We start from the raw sequence: 15,132 nt of genomic DNA on the forward strand, positions 1-15,132 counted from the left end.
TAAATGTATAAAACACAAAATATAGTCACAATATGAAATTGTTTATTATAATATAACAGTTAACACAATAAAATACGGGGGCAGGGAAGTCTTGTACCAAAACCTGCCTCCGTATTTTGTTCATTTGTTATGGTAACGAGGAAAACGCAGCATAAGACAGGCAGAAGTTAGATCAGCCTGAAAAATTGTTATTTATAAAGAGGATATACAATGCAGAAATACATAATGGCGCTGGATCAGGGTACGACCAGTTCAAGAGCAATTTTATTTGGAAAAAATGGAGAGATGGCTGCTGTATCACAGAAGGAATTTACACAGTATTTTCCGGAAAATGGCTGGGTAGAGCAGGATCCGAAGGAAATATGGGCATCTCAGATGAGCGTAATGATGGAAGCAAGAGAGACACTTGGTATTCCAGTAGAAGAGATTGCAGCGATCGGAATTACGAATCAGAGAGAGACAACGATTGTCTGGAATAAAGAAACAGGAGAACCGATTTATCCGGCTATTGTATGGCAGTGCAGAAGAACCGCTGACCGGATCGATGCATTAAAGGCAGAAGGGTATGATACTGTGATCCGGCAAAAGACCGGACTAATCGCAGATCCGTATTTTTCCGCTACGAAGATCGAGTGGATCCTCGATCATGTTGACGGAGCAAGAGAGATGGCAGAGCAGGGCAAGCTGTATTTCGGTACAGTGGATACCTGGCTGATCTATAAGCTTACCGGCGGCAGGGTTCATGCAACGGATTATACAAATGCATCCAGAACGATGCTGTTTAATATTCACACATTAGAGTGGGATAAGGAATTGCTGGAGAAATTCCGGATACCGGAAAGTATGCTGCCGGAGGTGCATAATTCCAGTGAGATCTATGGATACACGGATGAACGGTTATTCGGCGGTTCGATACCGGTTGCAGGTGTTGCCGGAGATCAGCAGGCAGCTTTATTTGGACAGTGCTGTTTTGAACCGGGAGATACGAAGAACACATATGGTACCGGCTGTTTCCTGTTGATGAATACGGGAGACAGGGCTGTTTATTCCGAACATGGACTGCTTACTACGATAGCGATCGGACTGAACGGCAAGGTACAGTATGCACTGGAGGGCAGCGTATTTGTTGCAGGAGCGGCGATCAAATGGCTGCGCGATGAAATGAAGCTGATCGAGAAAGCCGGTGATACAGAGAGAATAGCATTATCCGTTAAGGACAGCAATGGTGTCTATGTGGTTCCGGCATTTACAGGACTTGGCGCACCATATTGGGATGCATATGCCAGGAGGTGCCGATCCTGGGACTGACCAGAGGCACCACAAGGGAACATATTGTCCGGGCGACCGTGGAATCACTGGCATATGAAACCTATGATGTGTTAAAGGCAATGGAGAATGATTCCGGCATGGAGCTGAAACGGCTGCGTGTAGATGGCGGTGCGAGTGCAAATAATTTCCTGATGCAGTTTCAGGCTGACCTGTTAGCAGGGGAAATTGTGCGTCCGGTCGTAACAGAAACGACAGCACTTGGTGCGGCATATCTGGCAGGACTGGCTGTTGGATATTATGACAGTATAGAAGAGATAAAGCAGAACTGGCAGGTGGAGCGGATATTTGAGCCGCAGATTGATGAAGAGATGCGGAGGATGCTGCTTTCCGGCTGGGAAACCGCAGTAAAGCGGGTGCTTTTATAAAATCAGAATTTAGTAGATAGAATTTGTAAGCTGTTTTCAGATGAATAGAAAATAGCTGCAAATAGCAGGAGATAAAAATATGACAGATAAGATCAAGAAAATACTGGAACAAATGACAATAGAAGAAAAGGCTGACATGGTATGCGGTGCAAGTAATTTCTGCACAGCAGATGCTTCCAGATATGGGGTGCCTGCGATCCGTATGCTGGATGGCGGAACCGGGATCAATTATGAACAGTTGATCGCAGATCTGATCCTTTCCTGGCGTACAAATCCACGCGATGAGGAAGAAGCATGGCTGATGAAGAATTTTAGTGCAACAGAAGAAAGAAATGTTATATTTGATTATTTCCGTCCGGACAAGCTGACAGAAAAGGAGACAAAGGTCTGGAAAAAAGTCCGGGAATATCTGAAGGAACAATTTATAAAGCATACAACCAATAATGATACGACGCTTGCATTTGTTGAAATGGCAGGCGATGCGGCGGCTGATATTATGTCCCCGGCATGCTTTCCGTGTGGCATGATGCTGGGAGCAACCTTTAATCCCGATGTTGTCAATCAGACAGGACATGCACTTGGAAGAGAAGCAAGAGCGTATGGCGTGAGTATGCTTCTTGGAACACCGAATATCAATATCCACAGAGATCCACTGGGCGGAAGACTGTTTGAGGGATTTTCTGAGGATCCGTGTCTGGTAGCAAAACTTGCCCCGGAATATGTAAAGGGTGTGCAGGAGGAAGGTGTTGCAGCAAATATCAAGCATTTTGCTGCCAATAATCAGGAGAAGAACCGTCAGGGAATTAATGAAACGATATCAGAACGGGCATTGCAGGAGATTTATTTTCCTGGTTTCCGTGCCTGTGTAGAGCAGGCGCAGCCTGCGACAGTTATGGCAGCCTATAATAAGATCAATGGAACAGCCTGTACGGCAAATGAATGGCTGTTAGACGGTATTCTGCGTAAATACTGGGGCTTTGAAGGTATGGTCGTATCAGACTGGGGGGCAGTATATGATCCGATCGCAGCGTTAAAGGCAGGCAATGATCTGAATATGCCGGGAATCACAGCAGATCCGGAGAAGGTTGTTCAGGCAGTAGAAGCCGGGGAACTGACAGAAGAGGAGCTTGACCGGAATGTGGCGAGAGTGCTGGAGCTGATGGACACCTATGGTTCACCGGAATGCTATGATATGTCAGCACAGTATATTATGGATATGTCGAAGCAGGCAGCATATAAGGCAGCCTGTGAGGGAATTGTATTATTGAAAAATGAAAATGGAATCTTCCCGATCCGGTCGAAAGGAAAGGCGGGCAATGATTCTGTATTTGAAACTGTATCAGACGAGGAGGTAATGTCCGGGGTTGTCCTATGTGGAAGCGGAGCTATCCGTTTATATGACTGTGGTACCGGAAGTGCAGGTATTACGACAGATAAGGACAGCAGCATCTACGAGGGGCTGATCCAGAATGGTGTCGAGGTGAGTATCGGAATACCGGCAGCAGGGAAGCGTGCAGGCATTTCCACCTATATCTGCGTTGCCAGAATACCGGGCATGGAAGGAAATGACCGGAAGAATATGAAGCTGTCCGCGGAGGATGCACAGATTTTGAATCAGATGTTAGATCTGAAACGGGAAAATCCTATGGTCAAATTAGGATTGATCTTAAATGTAAGCGGCCCGGTTGATTTGGCACTCTGGGAGCATGAGCTGGATGGTATTTTCTGTATGTTCCTTCCGGGAATGGAGGGCGGACATGCGATGGCAGATATTTTAACCGGACGTGTTAATCCATCCGGAAAGCTGCCGCTGACCTTCCCGAAGAAGCATAAGGATACACCGACGTATCTGAATTTCCCCGGGGATGGATATCAGGTCAATTATGGAGAAGGGATTTACGTCGGATACAGATATTATGATAAGAAAATGGTAGAGCCGTTGTATCCATTTGGACATGGCTTATCCTATAGTCATTTTGAGATCAGCAATGAGCGTGCAATCGCAGATTCTGTTCCGGTGGAACTGGTTTATCCGGATGGCAAAGTGGATAATAAGAAGATGCCGGTGCTGACGGATTCTCTTCGGATTGCTGTGGATGTGATCAATCAGGGACCGGAAGAGTTTTCAGAGGGTATGGAAGTTGTTCAGCTTTATATCAGTGATCCGTATGCGACGATATCAAAGCCTGTAAAGGAACTGAAAGCTTTTAAGAAGATCCGGCTGGCATATGGTGAGCGTGAAAAGGTGACATTTACATTGACGAAGGAGGATTTTGCATCCTTTGACAGTGACCTGCATCAGTGGGTAGCAGAGGAAGGCGTCTATAATATTCTGATCGGCAACAGCTCCCGAAATATCGTGTGCAGTATGCCTGTTTATCTGGATGCGAAGACAGAGTACAGCTACAGTCTGCAGACACCGATCAAGGTGCTGTATGAGAATTCTGTGACGAAAGCGCATATGAATCATCTGTGGTTCAGACTGGGACTTGATCCGGCGGACATTGATAATAAATACGAATATGAACCACATACCAGACTGATCAATCTGGTTCATCTGAAATGTGAGAATCCGGAGCAGGAAGCATTGGATGAATTCGAGCTTCGGGTTGGTAGCCTGAAGCGGGCGTAATGATATATTATTATTAAAAGCTTCCGGGCACTCCATCCCTGCTGCATACTGCCTATACGAAATAACTTGCTGCGATTTCTGCTCATTGCACATGTCTGATTCGTAAATGCTCCTGCGCAAACTCACCTTCGGTGAGAACCTGCGCCCGCATTTACTGACAATGTGCAGTGAACAACGAAATTCTCGCAATGTTATTTCGTATAGGCAGTATGCAGCAGGGGTGGGATGTCCGGGAGCTTTTTCTATGATAGGACAGTCATCGCGGAACTTTAAAGTGAAAAAGTTTATTGCGTTGAAGTAAAAAAGTGCTTGCATTATTTCAAAAAGCTGTTATACTATACTCACGCCAACGCGTTAAAGTGAGAAAATAAATAGAAAGAGCGTTGGATACCCCTGAGAGTTTGAGCGGCTCATCAGGTGATAAAAAAGATTTAGGAGGAAACAGCGATGATAGGCGGAGATATGATCACGTACAGACCTGATATTCAGGTGCTTGATGCTACAATTCGAGATGGAGGACTTGTCAACGATTTTTATTTTACAGATGAATTTGTAAAAGCACTTTATGAAGCAAATTTGAAGGCTGGTGTTGATTATATGGAATTCGGCTACAAGGCTTCCAAGGAGATGTTCGATGTAGAGAAGTTCGGAAAGTGGAAGTTCTGTGACGAAGAAGCCATTCGCAGTATAGTCGGAGAGAATAATACAGAGATGAAGATATCTGTTATGGCGGATGTCGGAAGATGCGATTACAAGACAGATATTATTGACAGAGCAGACAGTGTTATTGACATGATACGTGTGGCTACATACATCAACACCATGCCTGCTGCGATCGAGATGATAGAGGATGCACATGCAAAGGGATATGAGACGACCTGTAACATTATGGCGATCTCAAAGGATCAGGAGTCAGAGATCGATATCGCCCTTGAGATGTTAGGCAAATCAAATGTAGACGGAATCTACATTGTAGACAGCTACGGCTCTTTATACCCGGAGCAGATCCAGAGACTGACACAGAAATATGTGGCAGTTGGAGAGAAATACGGTAAGAAGATTGGTATTCATGCACATGACAACATGAAGATGGCATATGCAAATACTGTTGAAGCAATGAGACATGGAGCAAGCATGTTAGATGGAACGGTAAGCTCTATGGGACGAGGTGCAGGAAATTGCGCGATGGAATTGCTGCTTGGCTTCCTTCGTAATCCAAAGTACAATCTGTACCATATCCTGAAGTTCATTGAGCGTTACATGGTTCCGTTAAAGGAAAAGGGTGATGCTGTATGGGGCTATGATGTACCTTACATGCTGACCGGTATGCTGAACCAGCATCCAAGAGATGCCATTGATTTCATCAAACAGGGCAAACACGAATACGCTGACATGTACAGCTACTTACTTTATCGTGAGTAAGAAATAAGTCGAAAAGAGATCCGGGAAAAATCCCGGGTCTTTTTTGTCCACCTGAGTGCAAACGGGAGAAAAGACCTGTACAAAGCCGGGGGTTTGTGGTATTTTTTACTATATGTGTTTTGACAGTCGATTAGGTGCTGTCAGGCGGTAAGAAACGAAAAATAGATTTGATATAAGAGGTGGCAGATAAGATGGATTATAACAAATTAGCAGAATTAATATTCCCGGATATAACAGGAACGGTAGACGATCTCGAAGCAAGATTTCCAAAGAGAGACTTGCCGGAGGGTGCGAAGGTAACGAGATTTGCGCCAAGCCCAACCGGATATATGCATATCGGTGGTTTATATGCTGCTATGATATCAAGAAAACTTGCAAAGCAGAGCGGTGGTGTGTTCTATCTTAGAATAGAAGATACAGATAGAAAGAGAGAGCTTGAAAATGGCGTGGAGGAGATCATCAATTCCTTAAACAAGTTTGATCTTGGATTTGACGAGGGACCATTTGAAGGAAGCCCTGTCACATATGCACCATATAAGCAGAGCGAGAGAAAAGAGATCTATCAGATCTGCGTTAAGAAGCTGATGCAGGAGGGATATGCATATCCTGATTTTACAACTGCGGAAGAACTGGATGCGATAAGAGCAAAGCAGGAGGCTGCAAAGGTAGATATCGGATATTATGGAGAGTATGCAGTTGGCAGAAATCTGACATACGAGCAGATCGAGGAGAAACTAGCAGCCGGAGAACCTTATGTTGTCAGACTTAAGAGCCCGGGCGAAGCAGGAAAGACGGTTGTTTACAGTGACCCGATCCGTGGTAAGATCGAGATGCCTGAGAATATGATGGATGTTGTACTGTTAAAATCTGACGGAATTCCAACCTATCATTTTGCACATGCAGTAGACGATCATTTCATGAGAACAAATATGGTCATCCGTGGTGATGAATGGCTTGCATCCTATCCGCTTCATAAGCAGTTATTTGAACTGTGCGGATTTGAACTTCCTGAGTATGCACATATTTCACCAATTATGAAGATGGAAATATCCGTGGATGAGGATGGAAATGAACATCAGCATAAGAGAAAGCTTAGTAAGAGAAAAGACCCGGAGGCAGCCGTTGGCTTCTATCAGGAGCAGGGCTATCCATCCGAGAGTGTACTGGAATATCTGATGACGATCGCCAATTCCAATTATGAGGAATGGCATGCAGCAAATCCTGATAAGACGATCGATGATTTCACATTGTCACTTGCGAAGATGCCGGCATCCGGTGCATTATTTGACATGGTGAAGTTAAATGATGTCAGCAAAGAGATGATCTCCACATTTTCAGAAGAAAAGTGCTATGAGAAGATCATGGCATGGGCAAAAGAATTTGATGAGAAGCTGTATGAATTTGGCACAAATGATAAAGAGAGCTTCTTAAAGACGATTAGCCTTTGGAAGATGTCAGGAAATAAAGTCCGTAAGGATGTTGGTAAGTGGTCGGATCTGGCAGAGATGTTCGGCTATCTCTATGTGCCGGAGGATGAACTGAAGCTTTCCTACGAGATCGACGAGAAGTATAATGCAGATCAGATGGCAGAGATCATCAATGAATATAAGAAGGATCTGTTCTTAGATGCAGAGAACTGGTTTGCCGAGATGAAGGTAATGGGTGATAAGCTTGGCTATTGCCCGAATGTCAAGGAATATAAGAAGAATCCGGATGCTTATAAGGGATCGATCACAGATGTCTGCACGATCGTTCGTGTGGCAGTAACCGGTAAGAAGAATTCACCGGATCTTGCTACGATCATGAACGTAATCGGCAAGGATCGTACGATCGGAAGACTGGACAAGTTCCTGACAGCGATCGGCAAGTAAGATAATAGAAATACAGGCAGAGTTTTATATATCTTAAAAAGGAGGCAGTGGCGAATCGCTGATCGGCAGCAGCGGAATGAAACGTGGAAGTTGACAGGATTTGGCTACGGATAATTATGAAGAAGAAAACATACGAAGGATACACATATGTAGACGGTGGTGTCTGTGCGGCAAAGGGATTTGTGGCAAATGGTATAAACTGCGGACTGAATTCCGATAAGAATAAGAACGATCTGGGTATGGTTTACAGCAGTACAGTATGTAATGCAGCAGCTGTATATACACAGAACAAGGTAAAAGGTGCGCCAATCCTTGTAACTAAGGAGCATCTGAAGGCAACAGGCGGCAAAGCCATGGCAGTTGTCGTTAATTCAAAGAATGCAAATACCTGTAATGCGGATGGCGTGGAAAAGGCAGAGCGGATCTGTGAGCTGGCAGCAGATGCACTGGGAATCGATGCAGATATGATCATCAATGCATCGACCGGTGTGATTGGTCAGATCATTCCGATCGAACCATTTGAAGAGCACATGAAAGAGCTTGCTGGCGGTTTAAGTGCCGATGGCAATGATAAGGCTGCAAATGCGATCATGACGACAGATACAGTTGATAAGCAGGTTGCAGTAGAATTCACACTTGGTGGCAAGACCTGTCGTCTTGGTGGAATGGCAAAGGGAAGCGGTATGATCCATCCGAATATGGCAACCACGCTGAACTTTATCACAACGGATGTTGCAATCTCAGCCGATATGATCCAGAAGGCTCTGAGTGAGATCGTAAAGGTAACCTATAATTGTCTGTCTATAGATGGTGATACATCGACAAATGATACTTTAAGTGTCATGGCAAACGGACTTGCAGGAAATGAAGAGATCGTAACAGAAAATGACGACTATGCAATTTTCAAGAAAGCACTGTACATCGTTATGGAGTGTATGACGATGATGCTCGCAAGTGATGGAGAGGGCGCAAGCAAGATGCTGGAATGTACAGTATCTGGAGCGCCGGATCAGGATACAGCGATCATCGTTGCAAAGAGCATTATCCGTTCCCCACTGACCAAATGTGCGATGTTTGGTGAAGACGCAAACTGGGGACGTATTCTCTGTGCGATCGGATATGCAGAAGCGGATTTCGATATCGATAAAGTAGATGTAGATCTTGAATCTGAGAAGGGTATCGTAGAGGTATGCAGAAACGGTTCCGGTATTCCATTTTCTGAGGAAAAAGCCTCTGAGGTATTATCTGAGGATGATATCTATATCAACGTCAATCTGAATCAGGGCGAAGCATCCGCCAAGGCGTGGGGCTGTGACCTGACTTATGATTACGTTAAGATCAACGGTGATTATCGTTCATAAATAAAGAGTGCCACCGATAGACGGTTAGCCTTGATATGATTGGTTAAAAATAACCGCTCGCAGTTTGCAGGCTGGGCGGTTATTTTTTATACTTATAGTGCGCTGATTAGCGTGTTCCAAATGAATCTGTCCAGAGTGGCATATAGCCGCTTCGGATGGCTACTGCTTGGGAAGCCAGATTTGTAACAGACGCACTATAAAATGGAATCATATTTCGTTCCAGAATTTCGACTGTCAGATTTCTAACCAGCAAACGGGCTAGACCATATCCTCTCCATTTCTTTTTTACATCAATTCCAACTTCCATCAGTTTACCGGTGGGAGCAGCACCCGCAATTGCTATTATTTCGTTATCTTTTATTGCACATAAAACGATGGTTGTATTTGTATTTCCTTCTGCATCAAAAGCCAGTGAATTTTCAAAGCCCTCGATATCACATAATGTTTTAATGTTGTTACCTTCATATAATTTGAACGAAAAGGTATCTGAAAGAGGTAATTTAACCATTTGTTTCAGGTCAGGAATGTAATGAATAGTCTGACCAAAAATCAAGGTACTTTCATATAATTCGTCTCGAGTTTTACCTGATAACAGTTGTTTTCCAAGTTCATATTTTTCTTCAGACAGAGAAATGATATTTGTATCTCTGATGCTGAGAATTTTAACATAATTATTAGCAGCCTTTTCGTTCTTTACGAAATGTGTGCCTTCTTCTTTTAATTGATCTGTTGAACAATTTATGTAGCCGGCAATGTAGTCATATATTTTATTATTTATCTCATCTTTATAAGAATTATTCATAATTTTCTCCCTAAGTATAGTCAAACAGAGAGATAAAAACTTATCTCCCTGAAATGAATGATTTGCATTTGAACTGTGCTTAATACCGTGTATCTACTGAAAAGCCTGTTTGCTGCAGGGAAGATTTCGTTATGGTTCGGAACCAGTGAATGGAGGAGTTGTAGTTTCCCTCTACTACTGTTACCGTTCCCTTTACATTTTTTGTTTTTAACTGGTAAGTTTTGCCCTTCTTCAGCTTTAAAGATGTTTTATTCAGCGCGGCTTTCTTGGCCGTGGTCTTGTTTGCGGTAAGGGTGGCATCATTTGTGGTTGTATTTGTAGTAGAAGTGGCAGTGTTTATAGCTGCGGTCTTACTTGTGGCAAGGGCAGCATTGGTGCCTGTGTATGTACTGACAGCGGAAACTGTGCGCTCATTTAAAGTTGCTGCCTGAACTGCTGCCTGTGCTGGCAATGCAGTTACGATAACCATACCGAGCAGGCTGCATCCGATGATTGTACGTTTCCAGAAAGAATTGGAATGTTTCATAGAAATTACCTCCGAATTATGTAATGAAAATATTTGATCTGTTAACTTAATAAGTCCCCCCATATCAGCTAATGCAGATATTTATATTATATATGTAATTTTAGACAGGAACAACCGGAAATATATGGTGACGTCCCATTTTATATTTTAGAATTTCGTATGCAAAAAAGAACTCTATAATGAGATCCTTTTTGGAAGAGACGCAGCTATGACCCTTTGGCTGATGTCATATATCAATCAGCAGGAAGAAGGTGTTCCGATGCCAGGAAAACTTGCGCTTAGTTCTCCGGGATCGGCATTGACAGCAGAAGAAAGAAAACCGGCAGGTGGTCTTATAACGAGACTGCCTGCTTTCTTTAATTCCGTTTCTTTCATATCTGTTCAAAAAACTTCAAAAAAATGCAAATTAATGATTGATTCTGAACGAAATGTGTGTTAATATAAATCCAAGTTGAACGAATATGATTGATTTTGAATGAAAAATTGGTTATAATGCATATATATGAATTGAATTGCAAATAATAAAATGATTTGTTAATAAGGAGACCTATATATATGCTTACGGAAGAAAGATATAACAAGATACTGGAAGCTTTGAAGAACAAAGGAACGATCACAGTTGCAGAAATGACAGAGTGCACAGGAGCATCAGAATCAACCATACGGCGGGATCTTATCGCTCTCGATGAAATGGGAAAACTGAATAAGGTACACGGAGGAGCTACAGCAGTTGCACACCAGTTTATTGCAGATGAGATTGCGGTCAGTGTAAAAGAGCAGCTCTGTGTGGAAGAAAAGAAAGCAATTGCGCGGTATGCGGTGAATATGATCAATGATGACGATTTTATTTTCATAGATGCAGGAACAAGTACCGGATGGATGATCGAGTATCTGGAATCAACCAGAGCGACATTTGTCACAAATGGAATTGCACATATCAAACGGCTGATGAACAAAGGACTTCGGGCATACATGATCGGAGGACTTGGAAAGCCGGTCACAGAATCTACGGTAGGTGCAGATGCTGTAAATAATATGAAGATGTTCAATTTCTCAAAATGCTTCCTTGGAACCAACGGTGTACATACAGATTACGGTTTCACGACAGTCGATGTAGAAGAAGCACTTGTAAAGATGGAAGCGGTCAACCGATCTTATGCGAGTGTTGTCCTTGCCGATCACACGAAGTTTGACAAGGTTACAGCGGTTACATTTGCAGGAATCAAGAAGGCGTGTATTATCACCGACCGACTTGTAAATGATAAGTATGCAGATGCAACAGTCATAAAGGAGGTAATGAAGGAATGATCTACACAGTAACTTTCAATCCGGCAATCGATTATGTTGTCAGAATGGAAAAACTGGAAATCGGTTCGGTAAACAGAAGCAGAGAAGAAGCCCTGTTCTACGGTGGAAAGGGAATCAATGTTTCAACAGTCCTTAAGAATCTGGGCGTAGATTCTGTAGCACTTGGATTTGTTGCAGGCTTTACCGGAAAAGCGATTGAAGAAGGAGTCGCTGCCCTTGGTGTAAAAGCTGATTTCATCACGGTTTCAGATGGCGTTAGCAGAATCAATGTTAAGCTGAAAGCCGGAGAAGAAACAGAGATCAATGGAAAAGGCCCCAATATCAGCGATGCAGAACTGGAAGAACTTTATAAGAAATTAGATGGTTTAACAGACGGTGACTGTCTGGTTCTGGCAGGAGCGATCCCACCATCTTTACCATCTGATGTGTACGAGAAGATCATGGCAAGACTTGCAGGCAAGAAGGTTGATATCGTAGTCGATGCTACGAAGGATCTCCTGTTAAATGTTCTCAAGTATCATCCGTTTCTTATCAAGCCGAATAACTTCGAGCTTGGAGAAATGTTTGGCGTAACACTTCATTCCGATGAGGAGATTGAAGAATATGCAAAGAGATTACAGGCACTTGGAGCAAGAAACGTAGCGATCTCCATGGCAGGAGACGGATCTATGCTGATCACAGAGACCGGAGAGACATACAGAATGGGCGTTCCAAAAGGAAAAGTTGTTAATTCTGTAGGAGCCGGAGATTCCATGGTGGCAGGATTTATCGCAAGCTATTTTGCAGAGCATGATTACAAGAAAGCATTAAAGTACGGCGCAGCAACAGGCAGTGCAACTGCATTTTCAGAAGGACTTGCAACAAAAGACCAGGTTGAGAAACTTTTAGGACAATTTTAACAGTTGGGGAAAAGGGAGAAGAACCGACTGAACTGACCAGATCCTGATAAACCGGTATTTGAGTAAAGGAGAATGAGTATGAGAATAAGGGAGTTATTAAAAAAAGAAGGAATTGCCCTTGGTGTAAAAGTAGATTCTAAAGACGCAGCGATTGATTATCTGATCGATCTTCATGCAAAATCGGGCAATATAACAGATAAGGCAGAATTCAAGAAAGGAATTCTTGCAAGAGAAGAATCCGGTTCGACCGGAGTTGGAGAGGGAATCGCGATTCCTCATTCCAAGAATGCAGCAGTTAAGCAGCCGGGACTTGCAGCTATGACAGTACCGGACGGTGTAGATTATGATTCATTAGACGGACAGCCTGCAAACCTGTTCTTCATGATCGCAGCACCGGAAAAGGGCGCAGATGTACATCTGGAAGTATTATCAAGACTCAGTATGTTGCTGATGGATGAGAACTTCAGAGCAGAACTTCTTGCAGCAAAGAATGCAGATCAGTTCTTAGATATCTGCAGCAAATATGAGATGGAAAAGTTCGCGGATGAACTTGGAGAAGCAACAGAAGATAAGAAGGAAAACGCACCGGAAAAGACAGGATACAGAGTCCTTGCAGTTACAGCATGTCCGACCGGTATCGCACATACATTTATGGCAGCGGAAGCCCTTGAGAAAAAAGGAAATGAAATGGGCATTTCGATCAAGGTTGAAACAAATGGATCCGGCGGTGTTAAGAACCGTCTGACAGCAAAGGAGATTGAAGAATGTGACGGTATTATCGTAGCAGCCGATAAGAATGTGGAGACTGCAAGATTTGACGGCAAGCCAGTTCTTTTTACAAAGGTAGCAGATGGTATCCACAAACCGGAAGAGCTTATCAATAAAGTAATCGATGGCAAGGTTTCGGTGCATCATGAGAGTGGAAAGAAAGCAGAGGAAGAAAGCGCAGGCGGTGTTGGAAGTCAGATCTACAAGCATCTGATGAGCGGTGTATCCCATATGCTTCCATTCGTTATCGGTGGCGGTATCATGATCGCACTGGCATTCCTGATCGATACAATCTGTGGATATGGTTCAACCGGTGGTTCAAACTTCGGTACCTGTACACCACTTTCCGCATTCTTTAAATATGTCGGAGATCTGTCCATGGGACTGATGGTTCCGGTACTTGCAGGTTATATCGCATATTCGATCGCAGATCGTCCGGGTCTTGCAGTTGGATTTACCGGCGGACTTCTTGCTTCATCCGGTAATGCAGCGATCGCAAAATATGTATGGGCAGGTGCAAGCCTTTCCCCATTCCAGAATTTTATCTCAAAATTCGGTTTTGTAGGCGAAGGCTCCGGTAATACAGTATCCGGTTTCTTAGGTGGTATTCTTGCAGGTTTCCTTGCAGGTTATATCGTACTTTTATTAAAGAAGATGTGTTCAAAGTTCCCTCAGTCATTAGAGGGTATCAAGCCAACATTGATCTATCCGTTAGTTGGTATTTTCCTTGTAGGCGTATTGATGGTATTTATCTTTAATCCATTGATCGGCCTTGTAAATACAGGACTTTCCAATATGCTTACATCACTTGCAGATAAGAATCTGTTAGCTCTCCTTGGTCTGATCCTCGGAGCAATGATGGCGATCGACATGGGCGGTCCTATCAACAAGGCAGCTTATGTATTCGGCTCGGGAATGCTTTCTACAGCAGCAGACCTTGTATCAGCCGGTGCATCCCAGAGTGATGCAGCCGTTCAGGCATGCTACATTTCCATGGCAGCCGTAATGATCGGCGGTATGGTTCCACCAATGGGAATTGCACTTGCATGTAAGCTGTTCCCTAAGAAATTCACAAAGGCAGAAAGAGGATCAGCCGTTTCTAACTTTGTAATGGGTTGTTCCTTCATCACAGAGGGTGCGATTCCATTTGCAGCAGCAGATCCGCTTCATGTTATCCCATGTACCCTGGTTGGTGCAGGTGTAGCAGGAGCATTATCAGCAGCATTCAAATGTACACTGATGGCGCCACACGGAGGAATCTTCGTATTTGCAACAGTAGGACATCCGTTATTCTACATTCTTTCATGGGTGATCGGTTCTGTAGTAACCTGTTTACTGCTCGGTCTGATCAAGAAAAATGTAGCAGAAGAATAAAAACAAAAACCCTATCCTTTTTAACAACGGTGGGAACAGAAAGAATCTGTTCCTGCCGGATATAAATAAAACAGGGATATTTCAAATATTAAATCAAAAGTAACAATGTTGATCATGCGTTTGTCCGAATCGGACAAATGATAAAAGAGATATAAAAAGGAGAAGATAATTATGGTATCACAGACAGTTAAAGTTATTAATGAGCAGGGATTACACATGAGACCGGCAGGAGTATTTGCAAAGGAAATGACAAAGTTCAAATGTAACGTAACAATCGATATTGCCGGTAAGAGAATCAACGCAAAGAGCGTTATGCTGATCATTGCAGCATGTATTAAGTGTGGAACAGAGATGACAATTGAGTGTGACGGTGAAGACGAGCAGGCAGCTCTCGCAAAGGCAGTAGAGTTGGTTGAATCCGGTCTTGGCGAATAGTCAGACAGCATTCTTTCATCTGGAAAGCGGGGTAGAAGAT

10 protein-coding genes and 1 pseudogene are annotated in these 15,132 nt (G+C 43.4%); 9 read left to right on the forward strand and 2 right to left on the reverse strand.

Annotated features, from left to right (window positions below; genetic code table 11):
• The first annotated feature begins 210 nt into the window (after positions 1-210).
• From glpK to argJ, 5 genes and pseudogenes are all read left to right on the forward strand, one after another.
• A pseudogene (gene glpK / locus DXA07_RS02870) lies at positions 211-1,694 on the forward strand (glycerol kinase GlpK).
• Positions 1,695-1,773: 79 nt separating this feature from the next.
• The gene (locus tag DXA07_RS02875) at positions 1,774-4,326 is read left to right on the forward strand and encodes a glycoside hydrolase family 3 N-terminal domain-containing protein (RefSeq protein ID WP_118483303.1); all 2,553 of its coding nucleotides are present in this window, start codon (positions 1,774-1,776) and stop codon (positions 4,324-4,326) included.
• Positions 4,327-4,773: 447 nt separating this feature from the next.
• Positions 4,774-5,748: an aldolase catalytic domain-containing protein gene (locus tag DXA07_RS02880; RefSeq protein ID WP_021944785.1), complete on the forward strand. Its 975-nt coding sequence runs from the start codon at positions 4,774-4,776 to the stop codon at positions 5,746-5,748.
• Positions 5,749-5,939: 191 nt separating this feature from the next.
• Complete coding sequence (gene gltX, locus DXA07_RS02885) at positions 5,940-7,619, forward strand: glutamate--tRNA ligase (protein ID WP_118483305.1); 1,680 nt, start codon at positions 5,940-5,942, stop codon at positions 7,617-7,619.
• A 116-nt stretch (positions 7,620-7,735) separates the two neighbouring features.
• Positions 7,736-8,980 (forward strand): bifunctional glutamate N-acetyltransferase/amino-acid acetyltransferase ArgJ, encoded by a 1,245-nt coding sequence (gene argJ, locus DXA07_RS02890; protein WP_044944736.1) that lies wholly within the window; start codon positions 7,736-7,738, stop codon positions 8,978-8,980.
• 106 nt (positions 8,981-9,086) lie between these two features.
• Here the strand turns inward: argJ and DXA07_RS02895 are convergent, their stop codons facing one another.
• Positions 9,087-9,782, reverse strand: a complete 696-nt coding sequence (locus DXA07_RS02895) for a GNAT family N-acetyltransferase (RefSeq protein ID WP_117822212.1) — start codon at positions 9,780-9,782, stop codon at positions 9,087-9,089.
• A gap of 79 nt (positions 9,783-9,861) precedes the next feature.
• The gene (locus DXA07_RS02900; RefSeq protein WP_117785542.1) at positions 9,862-10,308 is read right to left on the reverse strand and encodes a hypothetical protein; all 447 of its coding nucleotides are present in this window, start codon (positions 10,306-10,308) and stop codon (positions 9,862-9,864) included.
• A 555-nt stretch (positions 10,309-10,863) separates the two neighbouring features.
• Between DXA07_RS02900 and DXA07_RS02910 the strand changes: the two genes are divergently transcribed.
• The 4 genes from DXA07_RS02910 (at position 10,864) to DXA07_RS02925 (ending at position 15,092) form a co-directional block, all read left to right on the forward strand.
• A complete protein-coding gene (locus DXA07_RS02910; protein ID WP_008400090.1) occupies positions 10,864-11,616 on the forward strand; it encodes a DeoR/GlpR family DNA-binding transcription regulator in 753 nt (250 codons plus the stop codon).
• A complete protein-coding gene (gene pfkB / locus DXA07_RS02915) occupies positions 11,613-12,515 on the forward strand; it encodes a 1-phosphofructokinase (RefSeq protein WP_117822209.1) in 903 nt (300 codons plus the stop codon). The genes DXA07_RS02910 and pfkB overlap by 4 nt, the downstream gene beginning before the upstream one ends.
• Positions 12,516-12,593: 78 nt before the next feature.
• Positions 12,594-14,657 (forward strand): fructose-specific PTS transporter subunit EIIC, encoded by a 2,064-nt coding sequence (locus DXA07_RS02920; protein ID WP_118483309.1) that lies wholly within the window; start codon positions 12,594-12,596, stop codon positions 14,655-14,657.
• A gap of 171 nt (positions 14,658-14,828) precedes the next feature.
• Positions 14,829-15,092, forward strand: coding sequence for an HPr family phosphocarrier protein (locus DXA07_RS02925; RefSeq protein ID WP_008400082.1), 264 nt, complete (start codon positions 14,829-14,831; stop codon positions 15,090-15,092).
• Positions 15,093-15,132 lie beyond the last annotated feature (40 nt).

It is taken from the genome of Clostridium sp. AM54-37XD (assembly GCF_003478225.1).
Lineage (GTDB): Bacteria > Bacillota > Clostridia > Lachnospirales > Lachnospiraceae > Coprococcus > Coprococcus ammoniilyticus.

Excerpts from the sequence above, each read along its gene's own strand:
- DXA07_RS02925 (WP_008400082.1), top strand. The coding sequence starts at position 14,829 with ATGGTATCACAGACAGTTAAAGTTATTAATGAGCAGGGATTACACATG.
- argJ (WP_044944736.1), top strand. The coding sequence starts at position 7,736 with ATGAAGAAGAAAACATACGAAGGATACACATATGTAGACGGTGGTGTC.
- DXA07_RS02895 (WP_117822212.1), bottom strand. The coding sequence starts at position 9,782 with ATGAATAATTCTTATAAAGATGAGATAAATAATAAAATATATGACTAC.
- DXA07_RS02910 (WP_008400090.1), top strand. The coding sequence starts at position 10,864 with ATGCTTACGGAAGAAAGATATAACAAGATACTGGAAGCTTTGAAGAAC.
- DXA07_RS02875 (WP_118483303.1), top strand. The coding sequence starts at position 1,774 with ATGACAGATAAGATCAAGAAAATACTGGAACAAATGACAATAGAAGAA.
- DXA07_RS02900 (WP_117785542.1), bottom strand. The coding sequence starts at position 10,308 with ATGAAACATTCCAATTCTTTCTGGAAACGTACAATCATCGGATGCAGC.
- DXA07_RS02920 (WP_118483309.1), top strand. The coding sequence starts at position 12,594 with ATGAGAATAAGGGAGTTATTAAAAAAAGAAGGAATTGCCCTTGGTGTA.
- gltX (WP_118483305.1), top strand. The coding sequence starts at position 5,940 with ATGGATTATAACAAATTAGCAGAATTAATATTCCCGGATATAACAGGA.
- DXA07_RS02880 (WP_021944785.1), top strand. The coding sequence starts at position 4,774 with ATGATAGGCGGAGATATGATCACGTACAGACCTGATATTCAGGTGCTT.
- pfkB (WP_117822209.1), top strand. The coding sequence starts at position 11,613 with ATGATCTACACAGTAACTTTCAATCCGGCAATCGATTATGTTGTCAGA.